Origin of the sequence: Janthinobacterium sp. BJB301 (assembly GCF_002735685.1) — a bacterium.
Lineage (GTDB): Bacteria > Pseudomonadota > Gammaproteobacteria > Burkholderiales > Burkholderiaceae_D > Janthinobacterium > Janthinobacterium lividum.
This window is the reverse complement of the sequence record NZ_PDZJ01000001.1, coordinates 259,076-279,990: the sequence shown is the minus strand read 5'-3', so window position 1 is coordinate 279,990 and position 20,915 is coordinate 259,076. Positions and strand designations below refer to the sequence as shown.

General features: G+C 62.8%; 18 protein-coding genes and 1 tRNA gene. 6 read left to right on the top strand and 13 right to left on the bottom strand.

What is annotated here, in order from left to right; translation table 11 throughout:
• Positions 1-5 precede the first annotated feature (5 nt).
• From CSQ91_RS01330 to CSQ91_RS01320, 3 genes are read left to right on the top strand one after another with little or no spacing between them, the layout of a single operon-like run.
• The gene (locus tag CSQ91_RS01330) at positions 6-842 is read left to right on the top strand and encodes an IclR family transcriptional regulator (RefSeq protein WP_370452797.1); all 837 of its coding nucleotides are present in this window, start codon (positions 6-8) and stop codon (positions 840-842) included.
• A gap of 40 nt (positions 843-882) precedes the next feature.
• A complete protein-coding gene (locus CSQ91_RS01325) occupies positions 883-1,857 on the top strand; it encodes an AAA family ATPase (protein ID WP_244517775.1) in 975 nt (324 codons plus the stop codon).
• On the top strand, positions 1,854-3,587 hold the full coding sequence (locus CSQ91_RS01320; RefSeq protein WP_099387164.1) for a cobaltochelatase CobT-related protein: 1,734 nt from the start codon (positions 1,854-1,856) through the stop codon (positions 3,585-3,587). The genes CSQ91_RS01325 and CSQ91_RS01320 overlap by 4 nt, the downstream gene beginning before the upstream one ends.
• On the opposite strand, the gene CSQ91_RS29110 is transcribed toward CSQ91_RS01320, so the two are convergent.
• The 3 genes from CSQ91_RS29110 to CSQ91_RS01305 form a co-directional block, all read right to left on the bottom strand.
• The gene (locus tag CSQ91_RS29110) at positions 3,588-4,280 is read right to left on the bottom strand and encodes a choice-of-anchor E domain-containing protein (protein WP_083299541.1); all 693 of its coding nucleotides are present in this window, start codon (positions 4,278-4,280) and stop codon (positions 3,588-3,590) included. It lies immediately after the preceding gene.
• A gap of 243 nt (positions 4,281-4,523) precedes the next feature.
• Positions 4,524-5,663: an AAA family ATPase gene (locus tag CSQ91_RS01310; RefSeq protein ID WP_099387163.1), complete on the bottom strand. Its 1,140-nt coding sequence runs from the start codon at positions 5,661-5,663 to the stop codon at positions 4,524-4,526.
• Entirely contained in the window at positions 5,660-6,547 is an 888-nt protein-coding gene (locus CSQ91_RS01305; protein ID WP_099387162.1) for an RNA ligase family protein, read from the bottom strand. The genes CSQ91_RS01310 and CSQ91_RS01305 overlap by 4 nt, the downstream gene beginning before the upstream one ends.
• Positions 6,548-6,987: 440 nt before the next feature.
• Between CSQ91_RS01305 and CSQ91_RS01300 the strand changes: the two genes are divergently transcribed.
• A complete protein-coding gene (locus CSQ91_RS01300) occupies positions 6,988-8,385 on the top strand; it encodes an RtcB family protein (RefSeq protein ID WP_180278312.1) in 1,398 nt (465 codons plus the stop codon).
• Here CSQ91_RS01300 and CSQ91_RS01295 read toward each other — a convergent pair.
• The 8 genes from CSQ91_RS01295 to CSQ91_RS01260 form a co-directional block, all read right to left on the bottom strand.
• Complete coding sequence (locus tag CSQ91_RS01295; protein ID WP_249153465.1) at positions 8,375-9,139, bottom strand: sulfite exporter TauE/SafE family protein; 765 nt, start codon at positions 9,137-9,139, stop codon at positions 8,375-8,377. The two genes, CSQ91_RS01300 and CSQ91_RS01295, sit on opposite strands and share 11 nt — an antisense overlap.
• Position 9,140: 1 nt before the next feature.
• The gene (gene pta, locus CSQ91_RS01290; RefSeq protein ID WP_099387159.1) at positions 9,141-10,142 is read right to left on the bottom strand and encodes a phosphate acetyltransferase; all 1,002 of its coding nucleotides are present in this window, start codon (positions 10,140-10,142) and stop codon (positions 9,141-9,143) included.
• A gap of 164 nt (positions 10,143-10,306) precedes the next feature.
• Positions 10,307-12,121: a sulfoacetaldehyde acetyltransferase gene (gene xsc, locus CSQ91_RS01285; RefSeq protein ID WP_180278311.1), complete on the bottom strand. Its 1,815-nt coding sequence runs from the start codon at positions 12,119-12,121 to the stop codon at positions 10,307-10,309.
• Positions 12,122-12,346: 225 nt separating this feature from the next.
• On the bottom strand, positions 12,347-13,357 hold the full coding sequence (locus CSQ91_RS01280; protein WP_099387158.1) for a porin: 1,011 nt from the start codon (positions 13,355-13,357) through the stop codon (positions 12,347-12,349).
• An 82-nt stretch (positions 13,358-13,439) separates the two neighbouring features.
• Positions 13,440-14,255 carry a thiazole synthase gene (locus CSQ91_RS01275; RefSeq protein ID WP_099387157.1) on the bottom strand — a complete coding sequence of 272 codons (816 nt, stop codon included), beginning with the start codon at positions 14,253-14,255 and terminating at the stop codon, positions 13,440-13,442.
• 29 nt (positions 14,256-14,284) lie between these two features.
• Positions 14,285-15,595, bottom strand: coding sequence for a D-amino acid dehydrogenase (locus CSQ91_RS01270; protein ID WP_099387156.1), 1,311 nt, complete (start codon positions 15,593-15,595; stop codon positions 14,285-14,287).
• Between the two features lie 16 nt (positions 15,596-15,611).
• Positions 15,612-16,676, bottom strand: a complete 1,065-nt coding sequence (locus CSQ91_RS01265) for a YeiH family protein (RefSeq protein ID WP_099387155.1) — start codon at positions 16,674-16,676, stop codon at positions 15,612-15,614.
• A gap of 204 nt (positions 16,677-16,880) precedes the next feature.
• Positions 16,881-17,750, bottom strand: coding sequence for an NAD(P)-dependent oxidoreductase (locus CSQ91_RS01260; protein ID WP_099387154.1), 870 nt, complete (start codon positions 17,748-17,750; stop codon positions 16,881-16,883).
• Between the two features lie 259 nt (positions 17,751-18,009).
• Between CSQ91_RS01260 and CSQ91_RS01255 the strand changes: the two genes are divergently transcribed.
• Positions 18,010-18,663, top strand: a complete 654-nt coding sequence (locus tag CSQ91_RS01255; protein WP_257217187.1) for a PEP-CTERM sorting domain-containing protein — start codon at positions 18,010-18,012, stop codon at positions 18,661-18,663.
• 48 nt (positions 18,664-18,711) lie between these two features.
• On the opposite strand, the gene hisC is transcribed toward CSQ91_RS01255, so the two are convergent.
• Positions 18,712-19,770, bottom strand: a complete 1,059-nt coding sequence (gene hisC, locus CSQ91_RS01250) for a histidinol-phosphate transaminase (RefSeq protein WP_099387152.1) — start codon at positions 19,768-19,770, stop codon at positions 18,712-18,714.
• Positions 19,771-19,893: 123 nt separating this feature from the next.
• On the opposite strand from hisC, the gene CSQ91_RS01245 reads away from it, so the two are divergent.
• Positions 19,894-20,556, top strand: a complete 663-nt coding sequence (locus CSQ91_RS01245) for a hypothetical protein (protein WP_143450914.1) — start codon at positions 19,894-19,896, stop codon at positions 20,554-20,556.
• A gap of 163 nt (positions 20,557-20,719) precedes the next feature.
• Here CSQ91_RS01245 and CSQ91_RS01240 read toward each other — a convergent pair.
• Positions 20,720-20,809 (bottom strand) — tRNA-Ser (locus CSQ91_RS01240).
• Positions 20,810-20,915 lie beyond the last annotated feature (106 nt).

Here is a 20,915-nt window from a genome sequence, read left to right as displayed (position 1 = left end):
TGGACATGATTTCATCCCCAAAACTTGAGCCGGAAAAACTGGAAGGCGACACGCCCACGATGCGTTTGTTTGCCTTGCTGGAAGTGATTGCCGAAAAAGACCAGTTGCTGTCGCTGCAAGCGCTGGTGGAAGAAACGGGGCTGCCCAAGCCGACCCTGCACCGCATGCTGCAACAGCTGGAAAGCGTGGGCGTGCTGCAGCGCGAAAGCGATGGCCGCCACTACAGCACGGGCGTGCGCCTGCGCCGCCTCGCATCGAACCTGCTGATTAACAACACTTTCCATGGCGCCCGCCGCATGGTCTTGCGCCAGCTGGTCGAGGAAGTGGGCGAAAGCTGCAACCTGACGGCCTTCAGCGGCAGCGAAGTGGTGTACCTGGACCGCGTGGAAACGGCGGCCCCGCTGCGCTTCTACCTGCATCCCGGTTCGCGCGTGCCGGCCCACTGCTCGTCCAGCGGCAAGCTGTTCCTGGCGCAAATGACGCCCGTGCAACGGCGCCGCCTGCTGGGCCACATGGAATTGACGCGCTTTACGGACAAGACGGAAACGGACCCCGTCAAGCTGGAACGCGAACTGGAACTGGTGCGCCGCAATGGCTATGCGCTGGACGACGAAGAATTCCTGCCCGGCCTGCTGTGCGTGGCCGTACTGGTGCCGAACCCGAACGGCCGCTCGAACCTGGCCGTGGCCATCCAGGCGCCCATCATCCGTTTAACGCACGACAAGGCTTTACATTTCTTGCCAGCATTGCAACGCGCCGCGCAAGCCCTGGCCGCCATCGAATCGGAAACCATGCCGACGACGGGCGGGGACGACGACGCATTGCAAGCCGGTCACTCATAACCGCCGTAGCGCCCATGCTGCGGTTTCACAGGAGAACAAGGTGCCAGATTCACGCCAACATCCCCCCGCCGCAGCGGCGCAAACCTTGCAGTCCGTGCGCAGCCTGTTCAATATCGACAGCGACCTGCGCGTGCCCGTCTTCACGGAACGCGATCCGCACGTGCCCGACATCGATCCCGCCTACCGCTTCAACCAGGACGTGACCCTGGCCATCCTCGCCGGCTTCACCCACAACCGCCGCGTGATGGTGCAGGGCTTGCACGGCACGGGCAAGTCCACGCATATCGAGCAGGTGGCGGCGCGCCTGAACTGGCCTTGCGTGCGGGTCAACCTGGACGGCCACATCAGCCGCCTGGACCTGGTCGGCAAGGACGCCATCGTGCTGCGCGAGCAGCAGCAGGTGACCGAATTCCAGGAAGGCATCGTGCCCTGGTCGCTGCAGCGTCCCGTGGCCCTGATCTTCGACGAGTACGACGCGGGCCGCCCCGACGTGATGTTCGTCATCCAGCGCATCCTCGAGCGCGACGGCAAGTTCACCCTGCTCGACCAGAACCGGGTCATCACGCCGCATCCCCACTTCCGCCTGTTCGCCACGTCGAATACGGTGGGACTCGGCAACCTGAACGGCATGTACCACGGCACGCAGGTGCTCAATCACGCGCAGATCGACCGCTGGAATATCGTTGCTACCCTGAACTATTTGCCGCAGGCGGAAGAAACGGAGATCGTACTGGCCCGTGTTCCCGCCATGAACGACGAGGCGGGCCGCCAGCTGGCAGCCGCCATGGTGGCCGTGGCCAGCCTCACGCGCCACGGTTATGCGGCGGGCGACCTGGCCTGCCTGATGTCGCCGCGCACGGTGATTACCTGGGCCGAGAATTGCCAGATCTTCCGCGACCCGGCGCTGGCTTTCCGCCTGTCCTTCCTCAACAAATGCGACGAGGCCGAGCGGCCCATGGTGGCCGAGTATTACCAGCGCTGTTTCAATGAGGAATTGCTGGCGAGCCAGGCATGAGTACGGAAGCGACCGCGCCTGCCGCCTACACGCGCGAACAGCAGGAAACGGACGAGTTGTGCGCGGGCGCCATCCGCGCGCTGAGCGGCGTGTCTTCCATCCGCTACCGTGGCCGGCGCCTGCACGATGGCCACCGCCCCCTGCCCATCCACGCAGCCCATCTGCAGCCCGATGCGGCGCTGCAGGATTTGCCCTCGCTGCGCGGCGCGGCAGACAGCGTCGCCCTGCGCCTGCTGCACACGGACGCCGCCTTGCACAAGTCGCTCTGCCCTGCCGAGCCCGTGGCTCGCCTCGTGTTCGAGCTGCTGGAACAGTTAAGAGTGGAAACGCTTGCGCCCGAGCACCACGCTGGCGTCATCGGCAACCTGCGCCACCGTTTTACTGCATGGTCGCATGCGTTCTACGATTCCGGCCTGGCCGAGGGCGCCTCGGGCTTGCTGTTGTACACGGTATTCCAGATGTGCTGGTCGCGCCTGACGGCGCGGCCCGTGCTAGAAAAGACGGAAGATTTCATCGAAGCGACGCGCTGGTCCATCTCTTCGCAATTGAGCGGCGACCTGGCCGGATTGCGCCGCCACCGCATGGACCAGGCGGCCTTTGCGCGCCACTCTCTGGCCATCGCCCACGCCGTCGACGCCATGCTGCAAGATGCGCAAACGGCGCGCGACGGCAGCCAGGACGAGGCCGGCGATGCCAAGGCGCAGGCAGCCTTCAAGCTGCTGCTCGATTTCGACAGCGAGAATGACAACGTTCCCGATAGCGCACCGCTGGGCGAAAGCCGCGCCTTCAGCGACGGCGATGGCGCCTACCGGATTTACAGCACGGCGTACGACCGCGAAGAAAAAGCGGGCGAGCTGGTGCGCCGCGCCCTGCTGCTCGAATACCGCGAACGCATGGATGCGCGCATTGCCAGCCTGGGCATCAACACGGCCCGCCTGGCGCGGCGTTTCACGCAACTGCTGGCCCTACCCGAGCGCGACGGCTGGTCGTTCGGCGAGGAAGAGGGCACTATCGATGGCCGGCGCCTGGCGCAGCTGATCAGCTCGCCGTCCGAACGCAGGCTGTTTCGCAAGGAACAATTCCTGCCGCAGGCCGATTGCCTCGTCACCTTTCTCGTCGACTGCTCCGGCTCCATGAAGACGCATGCGGAATCCGTGGCCGTGCTGCTCGACATTCTGCTGCGCGCGCTGGACCAGGCCGGGATCAGCACGGAGTTACTGGGCTTTACGACGGGCGCGTGGAACGGGGGACGTGTCAGGCGCGACTGGATGCGCGCCCGTTCGCCCGCCAACCCGGGCCGTCTGAATGAACTCGTGCACATGGTCTTCAAGGATGGCGATACGAGCTGGCGCCGCGCGCGGCCCGACATCGCGGCCCTGCTGAAAGCGGACCTGTACCGCGAAGGCGTCGATGGCGAAGCCGTGGACTGGGCGTGCAGCCGCATGCTGGCGCGCCCGGAACGGCGGCGCATCCTGCTCGTCGTGTCCGACGGCTGCCCGATGGATACGGCCACGAATCTGGCCAACGACGAGTTTTACCTGGCGCAACATCTGAAACAAGTGGTGGCGCGCCGCGAAGCGCAGGGCGCCATTGAGATTTGCGGGCTGGGCCTGGGCCTGGACCTGGGCGCCTACTACGGCCGCAGCCTGGCCACCACCCTGCCCGCCTCGCTGAACAATGAACTGTTCAGCGAAATCGCCCAGCTGCTCGCCGGGCGCGGGAAACGCTGATCACACCATGGACTTGCGGCGGCGCGTCATCACGCCGGCCAGCGCCAGCCCTGTCAGCAGCATCACATACGTTTCCGGTTCCGGCACGGCGCTGATGTATTCATACGTCACTGCCACGCGGCCGGAAGCGGCCGTCTGGAATTGGGTCAGCAAATTACCGGAACCGCTGCCCGTCGAGGAACCGATGGCGTTCAGGCCCAGCTGGATCAAGCCACCGCCGGCCGAGGAAAACAGGGCAAAGTCGCTGGCACTGCCGCTCGTGTAGGAGTTGGCGCCCGTGCTGGACCGGGGTCCTGTATTGGCACCCGAGGTGCCTGCAAAGTCGATGCTGCCATCGAAGGCGCTCAGGGCGAACGTCTGCGTGAACAGTGGGTTAGCCACCAGCAAGGTGGAATTGTCGGGACGGTACAAGGTCAGCAGCGACGCCAGGCTCAGGGTCACGTCGGAGGCGCTGGCGTCAAGGCTTTCCGCCTTGCCGCTGCCCTGTACGGCGCCTTCCAGGTGGAACTTGATCGAGGTCAAGGTACCGAGGTTGCTGTCGAACTTGCCCAATCCCAGGGTGTCTGACCAATTGGTGGCACCCAGGGCGCGGTCGGCGCTGAAGGTGATGGTCTCGGTAGCCGCCTGTGCGGAAGACATGGCGCCAAAGCCAACCATGGCGGCTGCGGCCAATGCGATGAGAGATTTGTGCATCGATGACTCCTGTTCATTCAATGAGGGGGACGTGGATCAGCCAGTGATTCACACGGGAAACGCGAGGCTAGCCCCTCGCGCCGCAGCCCGGCAATGCGGCTATCCAGGCAATTCATTGTAATAAATGAAAAAGTCGCAATATACTCACTTTGTTGCAATTTTAAAAATAAGTGTTGTTATTTTGATTTCCCCGGAAACGATCAAACAGCCGGCCGAATGAAGCGCCGCACCTTTGCTGGCGCCTCAAGCGACACAGTAACGCACGGCATGCGCTTCCATCGGCAAGGGGATTTCCCAGTTCCACAGCATCGACTGCAGCTTCTTGTTACTGAGCGATGTGTCGCGCTGGCCATTGCGCCGCAATAACTCCTTGCGTGGCTGCTCCAGGTACACGAGTTCCACCTGCGCGTGGTATTTATACAGCAGGTTGAGCGTCTTTTCGCGCATCAGTTTTGACAGATGCGTGGCGTTCCACACGAACGGTTCGCCCTTGCGCAGCAGTTCGCGCGCCCGCTCTTCCGCATAGTCGCCCACCTGCCCTTCGTTCTTGCCGTGCTTCAAGCCCAAGGCCATCCGCGCATCGTCGAAGGACACGACGGGCAGGCGCGGATGGTGCTTCTCCACCCACGTATTCTTGCCCGAAGCAGGCAAGCCCGACATCACGATCACGTGCGAACCCGGCTCCTGGAACAGGGGGTAGTCGGGATGCGCCTCGGCGCCGCGAAAATATTTGACGCGCGTGTGATCATCGACAAAGGCCTTGCGCTGGCCGTAGCAACCCTCCTCGCGCGCCAGTTCGCGGAACAGCTCGATGGCGTCGAGTATGCGCTGCGGATCGGGACAGATCCGTCCACGGATATCGGCTTCGGCCAGCATGGCCAGCAAGCGGATATCGACCTGCCACGACAGTTCGCGCACGGTAAATTCCGGCGTGACGCCGCGCCGCGACGTTTCCAGCGCAAAGAAGGGCACTTGATGTACGTTAATCAGGCGGCAGATTTCCTCGCGCGCGGCAAACGGCACGTCGCAATCCCACAGGGCGATGCGCGCATCGAGGGCGCCCTTGCGCGAGTGGCCGGGCTGGCCGATGGCGCCCGTCACCGGGTCGATCACCGTGGTGCTGCACTTGGCCACGTCGTGCAGCAAGGCGGCGAGGAACACGATTTCCTGTTCCGCCCGCGTCGCTTGCTGGTAATCGGGCATGGCCAGCAGGGATTCCACCACCATCATCGTATGCGTCCACACATCGCCTTCCGCGTGATACACGGGGTTTTGCGGCGTCGTTTTCGCCAGTTCCAGCTGCGGGAAGGCGGCCAGGCAGGCATTGAAATCGGGCGACTGGCCCGCTGGCGGCACCAGTTGTTGTAACTGTTTCCAGTTCATCTTGTACTCCTTGAGAAGGTTGCCAGTTCATCGAGCGACTGGCAGGTGTGCAAGCCCAGGCTTTCCCACGTCACCAGCGGCTGCGGCGCGTACAGGTCCACGCCTTCGGCCAGCTGGTTCGGGATCAAGGGCCGCGTGCTGTGGTGCGAACCGCTGTCGAGGATGGTTTGCGTAAAGTCATGGCGTACCAGCTTGTAGCGGGCCAGCACTTGCTCGTCGTCTTCCACTTTCAGGTACAGGCCTTCCGCGTGGTCGGACTTGTCCGTCTGCTTCCAGCACAGGTCCAGCGGCAGGCGTTCGCGTGCCACCGCGGTTTCAAAAGCGTCGCGCCACAGTTGGGACTTGGCCAGCGAATGGCGCAGCAACTGCCACAACTGTTTGGGCGACGAGGGCATCTTGCCCGCATACAGCACGGGGACGGAGAGCACGGGCGAGCCGGCCAGCATGACGTGGCGGCGCGCCGTGGACAAAAACATCTGGGTGCGGCGGCAATACACGTCGAACTCGTTGAAGTAATGGGGCAAGCGATCGTAAAACACGGAATGCTTGCTGTACGACCATTCGCCAAACAGCACATACTGGTCTTCCAGCAGATGCAGCAAGGCGTGTTCATGCGCGTGCGCCCACGGTTTCAACAGGTTGAACTGGCGTTCGCTGCCGCCGCCCGCCAGGTAATGGCCGCGCGACTGCAGCAGCACCTCGCCCGCATCGCTGAACGACACGGCAGAGTTGGCGCCATCGATTTTTTCCTCGATGACGACGTACTGGCCGGCCAGCTTTTTCAGGGGCATCTGGTCGGAACCGTCATCGCCGTCCTGCAGGCGCGAGCCTTCCAGGTGCGGCGTGCGCGGGTATTTGAATAAGGGTAAAGATTGTAAAAACATAGCGTCCCACGCCGCGTTCACCGGGGCGTGTCCATACAGGGTCAGGGGTGCTGACGACGTGTTCGGGCGTGGACGATCGAGACTAGCGTCTCGGATACGTGTGCGGAGGGAGCAGTGCCGCAGCAATCGGGGGCGTCAACGCGCCGAACGATGCTGCAGAGAGCATTTCGTCAGCGTTAGCAGGTGATGGCGAAGAAGCGAGGCACTTTTGGCTCCAATAAGGAAGAGGTTCGAGAAAGAACCGCGAATATAAAGGCTGTTTGATTATTTTGCAAGTGGCTCCGCGTATTGTGCGCGCTCTTGCGCGCACTGTCGGCACCGGCGGCTTTGCAATCCGCACAAAGTTTGCTAAGCTGGCGGCACTTCCTGTCGCTGCTGCGTGGAAAACAAACATGGCCCTTGCAAAAGGGCCGTGCATTCGTTATTTCCGGAGCAGAATCGTGTTTCCCCTATCCAGATTACAAAAAGCCCTGCGCCGCCAGGGCATCGCTGTCGCCTATGCCGACGGCATTTATACACTCAGCAATCCGCACGCGCAGGCGTCCGTGCTGCTGCCCCACAACTTTCCGCTCGAGGAAAAAGCCGTGCGCCAGCTGATGGAGTTTGCCGCCGTCAGCGTGCCCGGCCAGGATGGCCATGTGTGCAAGGCATGCGCCACGCCCGACTTCCACCCGGGCAGCATCGCCCCCGTGGGCAGCATCGTTGCCACCAGCCCCGACATGGTGATCCCCGCCATTCCCGGCACGGACATCGCCTGCGGCATGCGCCTGATCACGACGGGCCTGAGCCTGGCGCAGTTCGAGGCGCGCAAGCCGCAGCTGCTGGGCAAGCTCAAGCATGTGCTGCTGGAAGACGGCCGCAACGTGCCGCTGCGCTCGAAAGCGTTTGCCGCCCTGTTCGACGTGGGGCCGGAAGCGTTCATCGACAGCCTGCACAATGAGGGCTTGTGGCCCCGCGTCGACAAGCAACGCCTGCTGCGCGAGCTCGACGATTGCATCGCGTTGCGCGAACTGGGCGGCGGCTTGCGCCATGCGCCCGAAGCGCTGGTGGGCACGCGCGAAGTAATACGCGACCCCAGCCTGGGCACCACGGGATCGGGCAACCATTTCGTGGAAATCCAGCTGGTCGATGCCGTCATGGACCGCCATGCCGCGTACCGGCACGGGCTGGTGCCTGGCGAAGTGGTCGTCATGATCCACAGCGGCAGCCGCGACGTGGGCTTTTTCGTCGGCAGCCGCTGGATGGACCGCGCCAAAGAGGCCTGGCCGAAAGGCGTGCGCCACCCGCAGTCCGGCCTGTACGGCTTGACGGGCGAACTGGCCGGCGAATACATGGACGCCATGGGCGTGGCATCGCGCTATGCCTGGGTCAACCGCATGGTCCTGGCCGAGCTGGTGCGCGACAGCCTGTCGCAGGTGTATGCGCACGATGCCTCTCGCCTGGTGGTGGACGTGCCCCACAACGTCATCCTGCGCGAGCACGGCATGAACATCCACCGCAAGGGTGCCACGCCAGCGCGCGAGGGCAACCTGGCGCTGATCCCCGGTTCCATGGGCGATTACTCCTATGTGGCAACGGGCATGGGCAATCCGGACTGGCTGTGGTCGTGCTCGCATGGCGCGGGGCGCAGCATCCGCCGCCAGGCCATGCGCGCCATGCGGCCCACGGTGGGCGGCGACGAGATGGCGTTCCAGTGCGTGACTTTGCGCGAAGAACGCCGCGTCGAGGAAGCGCCGATGGCGTACAAGAAGATCGGTCCCGTCATCGCCGCGCAGGAGGAAGCGGGCTTGCTGCAATCGGTGGCCCGCTTGAAGCCCCTGCTGACGTTCAAGGCCTGAGCAATTGCGGCACGGCGGCCGCCATCAATGAAATACCGATGGCGGTCAGCACGGCAAACGCGATACGGCGCATGCCGCGCTGGGCGATCGGGGGCGGATAGCGCTTGCCGGCCATCGTGGCCAGCACGCCAACGGGCAAGGCCAGCGCGCACAGCAGCAAGACTTTCGCGTCGAGCTGGCCCTGGCTGCCCGCCATCAGCGAGCGTCCGCCCGCGCTGATGGCGAACAAAAAGATCAGGCTGTAGCGGATGGTTTTCAAACTCATTTCCTGGCGATAAAACTGGTACACGAGCGGCGGTCCCGCCAGCGAAAACAGGCCCGAGAACAGGCCGCCGCACACGCCGCTAATAAAAAAGCTGCGCTTGTCCGCCGCGCCCGGTCCCGGCGGCGCCTGCAGCAGGATGCTGACGCCGCCATACACGATGGCCGCGCCCAGCAACAGTTTCAGCAGGGGCGCATACGCCTGGTCCAGGTATCCCAACAACAAGACGCCGGCCGCCATGGCTGGCAGCAAGCCGATGCTGGCCGCGCGGATGGCGCGCCAGTCCAGGTGGTGCAAGGCGCCCGGCAAGGCCACCAGGCAATTCGCCAAGGACAACAAACTGACGAGGGCCGCCAGCGCGGGCACGGGCGCCAGGCCCAGGCCGCTGGCCACGCCCATGACGATCATGCCCAGGCCAAAACCCGTGACGGTCTGAAAATACGTGCCCGCCGCCACTACGCCCAGCAGCGCCAGCACGGGCAGGCTGAACAACTCAGCGCCCACCCTGGGCCTGCACGGACGTGACCGCAATCACGTTATACACGTCGTCGGCGCTGCAACCGCGCGACAGGTCGTTGGCGGGCTTCTTCAAGCCTTGCAGCAGAGGGCCGATGGCGACGGCGCCGCCCATGCGTTCGGCCAGCTTGTAGCCGATATTGCCCGCGTCGAGGTTCGGGAACACCAGCACGTTCGCGCGGCCGTTGACGACGGAATCCTTGACTTTTCTTTGCGAAATCTCGGCCACGATGGCCGCATCGAGCTGCACGTCGCCATCGATGGCCAGCAGCGGACGCTGGGCCTTGACCCGGTCTGTTGCCGCATGCACCTTGTCGACGGCCGCGTGGTGGGCGCTGCCGCTGGTGGAAAACGACAGCATGGCCACGCGCGGTTCTTCCATCAGCAAGGCTTGCGCGCTGTCGGCAGCGGCCATGGCGATGTCGGCCAGTTCCTCGGCCTTCGGGTCGACAACGAGGGCGCAGTCGGAAAAGATGAAACCGCCCTTGAGGCTGTGGAAGGGTTCGCACAGCATCATCAGGAAAAAGCTCGACACCAGCTTGAAGGCCGGATCGACGCCGATGATCTGGATGGCGCTGCGCACTACGTCGGCCGTCGTGTGCACGGCTCCCGCCACGCAGCCGTCCGCGTCGCCCAGGCGCACCATCAGGTTGGCATAGCACAGCGGATCCTGCACGGCTATCCTCGCCTGCTCCACCGTCATGCCCTTGGCTTGACGCAGCACAAACAATTGCTGGGCATAGTGTTCCGACTCGCTGGACTCGGCCGGGTCGATCAGGCGCACGCTATCCAGGTCCAGCGCATGTTCGCGCGCCAGGGCCAGGATGGCGGCCGGCTTGCCGACGATGGTGATGTGCGCCAGGCCTTCGCTTGCCGCCCGCGCGGCCGCCTGCAGCACGCGCACATCGTCGCCCTCGCACAAGACGATGTTCTTCGGCACGGTGCGGGCTTGCTCGATGATGCGGTGCAGGGCTTTCATGGCGACTCCAATTCGGTAAAAAAAGTGCCGGAACCATGGAAGCATGAAGCAATGGCTCCGGCACATAAAACCCGGCAAGCCGGGGTCATACAAGGATCGGTCAGACTGTGTAGGTTGGGTAGGTTGGATTAGCCCAGAGGGCGTAATCCAACAACACCAGCAAATCAGACGTAGTCTTTATATTTGTCCAGGTGACGCACGGGTTTGCTCAGCGCATCGCGGCGGAACGGGTCGCCCAACTCGCGCGTGCACATGATTTCGATGATGGTGGTCTTGCCTTCATTCATCTGCATGTCGATCGCCTTTTTCAGGGCCGGGCCCACGTCTTCCAGCTTGTCGACCGTGATGCCTTCGGCGCCCATGGCCCGCGCAATCTCGGCAAAGCTCTGGTTGTCGAGCTCGCCGGCGACGAAGCGGCGGTTGTAGAAATCCACCTGGTTCTTCTTTTCCGCGCCCCACTGGCGGTTGTGGAACACCACGGCCGTCACGGGAATGTTGTGGCGCACGCAAGTCATCGTTTCCATCAGGCTCATGCCCCAGGCGCCGTCGCCCGCATACGACACGGCCGGACGATGCGGCGCGGCAACTTTCGCGCCGATGATGGTCGGGAACGCGTAGCCGCAATTGCCAAAGCTCATCGCTGCAAAGAAGCTGCGCGGCTTTTCGAAGCGCAAATAACTGTTCGCCACCGAGTTGATGTTGCCGATGTCGGTCGACACCATCACGTCTTCCGGCATGGCTTTTTCCAGCTCGCGCAAGACCTGGCGCGGGTGCAGATAATTGCCCGGCTCCTTCTTTTGCTCTTCGATCATGTCCAGGCTGTACGCATCCTTTTCATGGGTCCAGTTGGTCAATTCCTCTTCCCACGCCGCCTTCTCTGCCTGCACGGTGGCATAGCGCGCGTCGCGCGTCGCGTCGCAATCGAGCGTCTTGCCATCCAGGCGGGCAATAATCGCCTTGGCGGCCGCCTTGGCGTCGCCGCAGATGCCCACCGAAATCTTTTTCACCAGGCCCAGCATCTTGTTGTCCGCGTCGATCTGGATGATCTTGGCGTTTTTCGGCCAGTAATCCATGCCGTGCTGCGGCAAGGTGCCGAACGGTCCCAGGCGCGAACCGAGGGCGACGACGACGTCGGCCTGGGCGATCAGTTTCATCGCCGCCTTGGAACCCTGGTAGCCGAGCGGGCCGCACCACAGCGGGTGGCTGGCGGGAAACGAGTCGTTATGCAGATAGCTGTTGACGACGGGGGCGCCGAGGCGCTCGGCCAGGGCCTTGCACTCCTCGATCGCTTCGCCCATGACGACGCCGCCGCCCGAGATGATCACGGGGAACTTGGCCTTGGCCAGGAGCTCCGCCGCATCGTTGAGGCTTTGCTCGCCGCCGGCGCCGCGGTCCAGGCGGTTCGGTTTCGGGATTTCCGCCTTGATTTCGCCATAGAAATAGTCGCGCGGGATGTTCAATTGCGTCGGGCCCATTTCCGACATGGCGCGGTCGAAGCAGCGGCCCGTGAATTCCGCCATGCGAGCGGGATTGGTGACGTGGCCTTGATATTTCGTAAATTCCTCGAACATGGGCAGCTGGTTCGCTTCCTGGAAGCCGCCCAGGCCCATGCTCATGGTGCCCGTTTCCGGCGTGATGATCACGACGGGCGTATGCGCCCAGTAGGCAGCGGCAATCGCCGTGACGCAATTGCTGATGCCGGGGCCGTTCTGGCCGATGACCACGCCATGGCGGCCCGAGACGCGGGCATAGCCGTCGGCCATGTGGCCGGCGCCCTGCTCGTGCACGACGGGAATCAAGCGGATGCCGGCGGGCGCGAAGATATCCATCGGGTCCATGAAGGCCGAGCCCATGATGCCGAACATGTCGGTCACGCCGTTGGCGGCCAGGGTTTCCACGAACGCTTCGGAAGGCGTCATCTTTTGCGGGCCTACTGGAATGGCAGCGGCGGCGGCTTTTTGGTCGGACAAATCGGTCATGGCTCAGTCTCCTTACGGTTTTATGAAAAATCGGTATATTTTGTTCCGATATTTGAAATACGTATTCAATTTAACGGTTGCGAAATGCGCTGTCAATGAAATTTCATGAAAAATCGGACTGTTTCATTCCTGAATCCGGAATCCGTGACTTTGCCCCACTCCTGAAACAACAATGGCGGCTTATCCGCAACAGACAAGCCGCCATCCCTCGCTGCGCCGTCGTGCTTAGAACTTCAGGCGCATGCCGGCCGTGAAGGCGCTCGAGTTATGCCCAGGCAAGGGCACGCTGCCGCCGCTCGATGCATCGCCGACGAAGTTGGTACCCGCGCCATCGTTGCTGATGCGGCCGTACGAGGTGTACAGATTCGTGCGCTTGGACAAGGCATACGTGTAGCCGATGGCCAGCTGGCGCCCGCCGCGGCGCGCATTCGTGCGGTCATCCTTGCGGATGTACGAAGCCATCACGCTGCCGGCCGCGCCCACGGGGGCCGATGCGCCCAGCATGTAGTTGCGGAAATCCGTGCCCGCGTCGTCCTTGTCCGTCTCATACGCGGCGTGCAGCTTGGCGGGACCGAAGTCGTAGGTGCCGCCCAGCAAGGTGACTTTCGCCGTGTTCAGCGGCGTATCCTTGCGGTTGTCGTGGGCCAGGGTCAGCACGAGCGGGCCGTTGGCGTAGTCGATGGAAAAGTCGATGGTGCGTCCCAGGGTATTGCTGTCCGGCTTTTCGCCCAAACCATACATGATGGCGGCCGACAAGCCGTTCACCTTCGGCGTCTCGTACATGATGGAATTTTTCGTGCGCAGGCTGGCCACGCTCATCAGGTTGATCGAGGCGCCCGTCATGCCCGTCTCGAAGGGGTCGATATTGTCCAGCGCGGTGAACAGCGGATTGTGCTGCAAGCCCAGGTTCACGGCGCCGAAGCCGCCCGACAGGCCCACGTAAGCCTTGCGCCCGAACAAGGCGCCCTGGCGGTTGGCGCCCGTGTCCACGTCGAGGCCGTTTTCCAGCAAGAAGTTGGCCTTTAAATTGTTGCCCAGGTCTTCCGTGCCCTTGAAGCCGATGCGGCTGCCCGACTGCACGCCGGTGGCCAGTTTGGTGACGGAACCGTCCGCGCCGCCGTGTTCGGACGTCAGGCCCGCGTCGAGCAAGCCGTACACGGTGACGGACGATTGGGCGCTGGCGTTGCCGGCAAGGAAGGAGGCCAGGATGGCTGCCGCTACGAGTGTGTGTTTCATGTCATCTCCAGGTATTGTGGTTTTTATAAACGCTTGAAACGATATCAACTACGGTGCTGCAAACTGCGGTCAATGCGGCCACTCAGGCGATCAGCCCGGCCATGGGTGACGAGGGCGAAGCGCTCATGACGCCCGCTCTCCGGGGCATGCGTCCGGCCAGGTAGGCCTCGCGTCCGCCCTGCACTGCCAGTTTCATGGCGCGCGCCATGCGGATCGGCTCGCGCGCCGCCGCGATGGCGGTATTCATCAAAATGCCGTCGCAACCGAGTTCCATGGCGATGGCCGCGTCCGACGCCGTGCCCACGCCGGCGTCGACCAGCACGGGCACCTTGGCTTGCTCGATGATCAGCGACAGATTCCAAGGATTCAAAATGCCCATGCCCGAGCCGATCAGTGACGCCAGCGGCATGACGGCGATGCAGCCGATGTCTTCCAGCATGCGCGCCTGGATGGGGTCATCGCTGCAATACACCATCACCTGGAAGCCGTCGCGCACCAGCTGTTCCGCCGCTTTCAAGGTTTCCGGCATGTTCGGGAACAAAGTCTTTTCATCGCCCAGCACTTCCAGCTTGCACAACTGGTGGCCGCCCAGCAACTCGCGCGCCAGTTGCAGGGTGTAGACGGCGTCGCGCGCGTTGTAGCAGCCGCCCGTGTTGGGCAGAATCGTGTATTTCGACGGCGGAATGAAGTCGAGCAAGTTCGGCTCGCCCTTTTCCTGGCCGATATTCACGCGCCGGATGGTGACGGTGACGATCTCGGCGCCGCTCTCTTCGATGGCGAGGCGCGTTTCCTCGAAATCCTTGTATTTACCGGTGCCTACCAGCAGGCGCGACCGGTAGGTGGTGCCGGCCAGGGTCAGGCCGCCGGGGGTATGGCTGGGGGTGGCGTCGTCTCTCATCGTGGTGCTCTCCTAAGTTAAAGCTGGGGTCAGACCCGGCGGGTCTGACCCCGGAACTCCTCTGCCGCAGACTGCGGTGCCAAGCGTTGCCCGCAAAACGCAAAATCGACGTCGGGTCGCCGTCCCGACACGAGGTCGGCGATCGCCCGGCCCGCGCCGCAGCCCATGGTCCAGCCCAGGGTGCCGTGGCCCGTGTTGAGGAACAGCTGGCGGTAGCGCGTCGCGCCGATGTAGGGCACGTTCGACGGCGTCAGGGGGCGCAAGCCGGCCCAGTAGACGGGGGCGCCGTAATCGCAGGCGTGGGGAAACAGGGCCTGCACGCGGCGCGTGATGGCGGCGCAGCGCACGGGATTGAGTTCGCGCGTGTAGCCGTTCAGCTCGCACGTGCCCGCCACGCGCAGGCGCGATCCCAGGCGCGAAAACACCAGCTTGTGGCCGTCGTCCGTCAGCGATACGCTCGGTGCACTGACGGGGTCGATGATCGGATACGTGGCGGAATAACCTTTACCCGGATACAACATCAGGCGGATGCCCAGCGGCTGCAGCAGCGGCGCGGAAAAACTGCCCATGGCCACCACCACGGCGTCCGCGTATTCCAGGCGGTGGCGGCCCTGCGCATCGATGCATTCCACGCCCGCGATGCGCTCGCCATCGGCCAGCAGCCGCGTCACCGTGGTGCCGTACTGGAAATCCACGCCGGCAGCGGCGGCGCGGGCGGCCAGCGCCGTGGTAAACAGGTGCACATCGCCCGACTCGTCGCTGGCCGTGAAGTCGCCGCCGACGATGCGGCTGCGCGCGTGGCGCAAGGCCGGTTCCAGCCGTATCACTTCATCGGCGCTGACGGTGTTGCGCGGGCAGCCCAGTGCGCGCAGGAGCGCGGCGCCCGTTTGCGATTTGTCAAACTCCTGCTGGTCCGTATAAAAATGCAGAATGCCCCGCTCGAGGTGATCATAGGTAATCCCCGTCTCGCGCCGCAAGGCTTGCAGGCTCTGGCGGCTGTACTCGGCCAGGGCGACGATCTGGCGCATATTGCGCGCCACCCGCGACGGCAGGCATTCGCGCAGGTAGTGCAAGGCCCACTGCCATTGCAGCGGATCGAGGCGGGGACGGAACAGCAGCGGCGCGTCGTCCTTGCCCAGCCAGCTCAAGACCTTGCGCAGGGTGGCGGGATTGGCCCACGGTTCCGCATGCGAGACGGAAATCTGTCCGCCGTTGGCAAAACTGGTTTCCTGCGCCGCGCCCGCCTGGCGCTCGAGCACGCGCACGTCGTGGCCCGCCTGGCGCAAATACCAGGCCGATGCCGTGCCGACCACGCCGGCGCCGAGGACTAGGATTTTCATGGCGGGCCCGGTTCGCTCAGCGCGTCAGCAGGACGGCGATGGCGACGAAGGTGGCGATCCACACCGTTTCCATCACCAGCATGATCACGGGACGCCAGCCCAGCGAGGCCAGCGACTGGAACGAGGTTTTCACGCCCAGCGCGGCAATGGCGATGACGAGGCAGGCGCGCGAGGCATTGTTGATCCAGCCATTCACTTCCTGCGGGATCAGGCCCAGGCTGTTGGTAATGACGAGCCAGACAAAGCCGATCAGGAAGAAGGGCACGAGCGGCGGCGCATCGACCTCGCTCTTGCCATCCTTGCGCTTGAACATGATTGACAGGCCCAGCACGACGGGCACGAGGCACGCCACGCGCGTCAGTTTCACGAAGGTGGCCACGTCGCCCGTATGGTTGCTGACCAGATAGCCGGCGCCCACCACTTGCGCCACGTCATGAATCGTGCCGCCGATGAACACACCCGCTTCCGTCGGGTCAAAGCCCAGCAGCTTGACCAGCAGCGGGTAGACGATCATGGCCAGGGTCGACAGCGACGTCACGCCCACCACCGTCAGCAAGGTGAACTTTTCGTTTTCCTTGGTTTGCGGCAACACGGCCGAGATGGCCAGCGCGGCCGAGGCGCCGCAGATGGCCACGGAGCCGCCCGACAGAATGCCTTCCGTGATGGGGCGTTTCAGCCATTTGGCCAGCAGGTAGCCAAAGCCCAAAGTCGCCACCAGGCCGCCGACGACGATCAGCAGGGGCGTCACGCCCACGGAAGCGATCTGGTTGAAGGTGATGCGCGCACCCAGCAGGGCCACGCCCGTGCGCAATAAAATCTTGCTGCAAAACTCGATGCCGGGCTTGCAGGTGGGGTCGGACGCGAGAAAGTGGAAGGCCAGGCCAAAGAACAGCGCGTACAGCAACTGGGGCCCGCCGTAATTGCTGGAAATAAAGGTGGCCGACAGGGCGATCACCAGCGCGATGGCCACGCCGGGCCAGCTGCGCAGCACGGCGCGGGGGCGCCAGATGGCGACGGCGGAAGACAAATAGGGGATGTTCTTGTCGACAACGCGTGTTATCGCTGAGGAGTTAGTTTTCATACTGGTCCGCTCATAATGTTTTAAAAATTGGGACATTTCATCTCGTTTTTTAATAATACACGATGAGCTAGTGAAGTCCATGCTTTTCCATGAAAATCGAAACCGGATGTTCCGGAAACTGACGTTTTTTACTTTCCACCCCCGTAAACGACAAGCGGCGCGGCCCTTCGCAGGGACGCGCCGCCGTTACTGGTGCTTGAAAGATTACTTTTTGTTCAGGCGGGTGATCAGGCTGGAGGTATCGTAGCGGTTGCCGCCCGCCTGCTGCACTTCGCCATAAAACTGGTCCGTCAAGGTCGTCACGGGCAAGTCGCTGCCGTTGCGTTTCGCTTCGGCCAGGCAGATGCCCAGGTCCTTGCGCATCAGGTCGACGGCGAAACCGAAGTCGAACTTGCGCTCTATCATGGTCTTGCCCCGGTTTTCCAGCTGCCACGACTGCGCCGCGCCCTTGGAAATCACGTCCACCACCAGCGCCGCATCGAGGCCCGCGTTTTCCGCGAAGGCGATGCCTTCGCTCAAGGCTTGCACGAGACCCGCGATGCAGATCTGGTTGACCATTTTCGTGAGCTGGCCGGAACCGGAAGCGCCCATATAGGTGACGGCGCGCGAGAACAGGGCGATGACGGGCTCGGCGCGTGCATACGCCTGCGCGTCGCCGCCCACCATCACGGTCAGCTTGCCGTTTTCCGCACCGGCCTGGCCGCCGGACACGGGCGCGTCGAGGAAGAACACGCCCTGCTCTTGCGCTGCCGCATGGATGGTGCGCGCCGCTTCGGCCGAGGCCGTCGTATGGTCGATCAGGATGCTGCCCGGCGCCATGGCGGACAGCAAGCCGCCCTCTTCCAGGATGACTTGATACAGATCATTATCGTTGCCGATGCACGTAAACACGAACTCGGCGCCGGCAGCGGCGGCGGCCGGCGAGGCGGCGCTGCTGCCCTTGTGTTGCTCCAGCCAGGCGGCCGCGCGGGCCGGATTGCGGTTGTACACGGTGACGTCGTGCCCGCCCGCCGCCAGGTGACCTGCCATGGGGAAACCCATGACGCCCAAACCGATGAATGCCACTTTTGCCATATTGTCCGTCCTGTCGATGAATGAATCCGATTATTGTTGCACAAATGGCCCGTGGCGGCAGCATGGCGCGGCCCTACGCGACGTTTGGCGTACACGGAGTTGTGATTGGGAAACATCCGCTTTTCAGCTATACAAGACGAAAATTATCATAAAGAACTTTATATTGCATTTTTTTCTAGTTAATATTATATTGAATTGGCATTATAAATAAGTAAACTTTTGCCGCATCCTTTTCCCAACCCTTGTGAAGGAGTCGATCTTGCAAACTGCATTCTCCCGCCTGAAAATCATGAGCGCCGCCGCCCTGCTGCTCGCCGCCAGCGCCGCACACGCAGACATCACGGTGTTTACCAGCCAGTCCGCCTATCTGGCAGCGGTCGGCAATACCGGCGTCGACACCTTTGATGATTTGCCCATCGATGCGCTCGACGGCCCGCTGAACCGCAACGCGGGCAGCTATGCCTACACGGTCAGCAGCGTTGGCGCCTCGCCCATCCTGTATGGCGCAGGCACGGGCAGCGACAACTGGCTGAGCACGAACGACCGCAACGACAGCGTGGTGTTCTCCAACTTTTCCAGTGCCGTACGCGGTGTGGGGGGATTCTTCTTCGGATCAAACTTTGCCGGCGAATATGCCAATGGCCAGAGCATCACGCTGACGGCGCGCAATGCGCTGGGCGAGCTGCTCAGCTATGATCTGGCCCTGCCGACGCAAGCTTCGTTTATCGGCTTCGTGTCGTCGGGCGCGTTCTCCGACCTGGCCGTCAGCACAGCCGGACAGATCGGTATCTGGCCAACCATCAATAACCTGTCCGTGTCGGCCGTACCGGAGCCAGCCACTTACGGCATGCTGCTGGGCGGCCTGGGCTTGCTCGGCTTCATGGCGCGCCGCCGCCGAGTCAGCCAGCAGTAAACAAACTGGCGCCTGGTACGGCTGCCGGCAGCCGTACCAGGCCTGCCATCACGACAATATCTCGCGCAACGCCGCCATCAAGGCTGCGCACTCGCCCACATTACCAATGCTGATGCGCAAATACTGGCTGATGCGCGGCGCATTGAAGTGGCGCACGATCACGGAGCGGGCACGCAAGCCGGCGGCCAGTTGCGCCGCGTCATGCTGCGGATGACACGCAAAGACAAAGTTGGCCACCGAGGGCAGTACCTCGAAGCCCAGCGCCGCCAAGTCCGCCGCCAGCTGTTCGCGGGTGGCAATAACGGCCTGGCGCGTCTGCTGGAAATACGCTTCGTCGTGCAGCGATGCGACGGCCCCGGCCAGCGCCAGCCGGTCCAGCGGATACGAGTTGAAACTGTTCTTCACTCTTTCCAGCGCCTCGATCAAGTCCGGATGCCCGAATGCACAGCCCACGCGCAAGCCGGCCAGCGAGCGCGATTTCGAGAACGTCTGCACCACCAGCAAGTTCGGATACCGCTCCACCAGGGCCACGGCGCTCTCGCCGCCGAAATCCACATACGCTTCATCGACCACCACCACGGCATCGGGATGGGCGCGCAGCAAGGTTTCCACGCCGGCCAGCGGCAAGTCCACGCCCGTGGGGGCGTTAGGATTGGGGAAGATGATGGCGCCGCACGGCCCCTGGTAGTCTTCCGGACGGATGCGCATGGCATCGTCGAGCGCCACCGTGCGGTAATCGATGCCGTACAGCTTGCAATACACGGGGTAGAAGCTGTAGCTGATGTCCGGGAACAGCAGCGGCGCATCGTGCTTGAGCAAGGCCATGAAAGCCAGCGCCAGCACTTCGTCGGAGCCATTGCCGACGAACACTTGATTGCTGTTCAAGCCGTGGTAGTCGGCCAGGGTTTGCTTCAGTTCGCTGGCGGACGGATCAGGGTAGAGGCGCAGGCTGTCGTTGGCTGCTTCGCGCAGTGCGGCGAGCACCTGCGGCGACGGGCCGTAGGGATTTTCGTTGGTGTTGAGTTTGACCAGGTTGGGCAGTTTGGGTTGCTCGCCCGGGATGTAGGGGGTCAGCTCGCTGACGATATTGCTCCAGAATCGGCTCATTGTTTGGGTATGGGGACAGGATGGGGATACGGTAGATTACCATAGGGTGAGCGGGGTCAAGGCGGACACTATCGGCGAGGAGTAGCGTGGGCGGCATCGGCCCCAACGTGAAGAGGACGCAGCATGAACGGCATGCACAAGCTGAGCGATACGCAAATGCGGCATGGCGCGCTGGCGCAACAGTCACGCCAGCGCAAGATCGATGCGTGGCTACAGGTCGCAGCCAGTCTCAGCGAGCAGATCACCGTCGAATTGCAGACTGCCACGGAGCAGCTACAGGGCGAAGGAATGGCCGACTTGCAGCGCGTGACGGCGCTGGCGCAACGCCTGGCAAGCAATAGCAAAGCCATGCGCGATACCCTCGGGACACTGTTTGACAGCGGTGAAAAAAGCGAGGAGCATGCAGTGACAAGCACGGAGGATTGCGCCATGGACGAGCAAGTCAACACGCCGGGAAAGGACATGGCCAGTGTGAAACTGGACGTAAAGGATGTAAAGGCCGATGTGACTGACATCAAAGTCGATGTTGCGGACTTGAAAACCGATGTTGCGGACATCAAGGTGGATGTTGCCGGCCTGAAAACGGATGTTACTGCTCTCAAGACCGATGTCGGCGTTCTCAAGACGGATGTCAGTGGCTTGAAACTGGACCTCGCTGTGGTGCGCTCCAATTATGCGACCAAGTCCGATGTGGCTGAGGCGAAGTCGACTGTCATCCTGTCGTGTGTGGGGACGATCATTGCCATGTCGGGCGTCGCGTTTGCAGTGGCGAGGCTAGTGCATTAGATTGCGTTTGTGGGAACGCTGGCTTTCAAAGCCTGAATGGAGGAAAAAACGCCTTGCGCTGCGCGCTTTGGGGTTTTTTTCTACCTGGGTTTGATGCGCTGGTGGCTGGCATCTGTTCTGGGCATAAAAAAAGCTCCCTTGCGGGAGCTTCTCTTATGTATTCTGGCGGAGAGGGTGGGATTCGAACCCACGGTACGATTTAACGTACGCTTGATTTCGAGTCAAGTACATTCGACCACTCTGCCACCTCTCCGTTTACTGCGGTCTATTCGTTCAAACTGGCGTGCCTGTTTGAACGAGGCGCTATTTTAGCATGGGGATTGTTGGGTTGGGTAGGGGTTTTATTGGCGATTTGCAAC

Bases quoted from the DNA above. Each gene is read 5' to 3' on its own strand.
- CSQ91_RS01265 (WP_099387155.1), bottom strand. From the start codon at position 16,676: ATGAAAACTAACTCCTCAGCGATAACACGCGTTGTCGACAAGAACATC.
- CSQ91_RS01280 (WP_099387158.1), bottom strand. From the start codon at position 13,357: ATGAAACACACACTCGTAGCGGCAGCCATCCTGGCCTCCTTCCTTGCC.
- pta (WP_099387159.1), bottom strand. From the start codon at position 10,142: ATGAAAGCCCTGCACCGCATCATCGAGCAAGCCCGCACCGTGCCGAAG.
- xsc (WP_180278311.1), bottom strand. From the start codon at position 12,121: ATGACCGATTTGTCCGACCAAAAAGCCGCCGCCGCTGCCATTCCAGTA.
- CSQ91_RS01275 (WP_099387157.1), bottom strand. From the start codon at position 14,255: ATGAGAGACGACGCCACCCCCAGCCATACCCCCGGCGGCCTGACCCTG.
- CSQ91_RS01260 (WP_099387154.1), bottom strand. From the start codon at position 17,750: ATGGCAAAAGTGGCATTCATCGGTTTGGGCGTCATGGGTTTCCCCATG.
- CSQ91_RS01245 (WP_143450914.1), top strand. From the start codon at position 19,894: ATGAACGGCATGCACAAGCTGAGCGATACGCAAATGCGGCATGGCGCG.
- CSQ91_RS01305 (WP_099387162.1), bottom strand. From the start codon at position 6,547: ATGTTTTTACAATCTTTACCCTTATTCAAATACCCGCGCACGCCGCAC.
- CSQ91_RS01330 (WP_370452797.1), top strand. From the start codon at position 6: ATGATTTCATCCCCAAAACTTGAGCCGGAAAAACTGGAAGGCGACACG.
- CSQ91_RS01320 (WP_099387164.1), top strand. From the start codon at position 1,854: ATGAGTACGGAAGCGACCGCGCCTGCCGCCTACACGCGCGAACAGCAG.
- hisC (WP_099387152.1), bottom strand. From the start codon at position 19,770: ATGAGCCGATTCTGGAGCAATATCGTCAGCGAGCTGACCCCCTACATC.
- CSQ91_RS29110 (WP_083299541.1), bottom strand. From the start codon at position 4,280: ATGCACAAATCTCTCATCGCATTGGCCGCAGCCGCCATGGTTGGCTTT.
- CSQ91_RS01270 (WP_099387156.1), bottom strand. From the start codon at position 15,595: ATGAAAATCCTAGTCCTCGGCGCCGGCGTGGTCGGCACGGCATCGGCC.
- CSQ91_RS01310 (WP_099387163.1), bottom strand. From the start codon at position 5,663: ATGAACTGGAAACAGTTACAACAACTGGTGCCGCCAGCGGGCCAGTCG.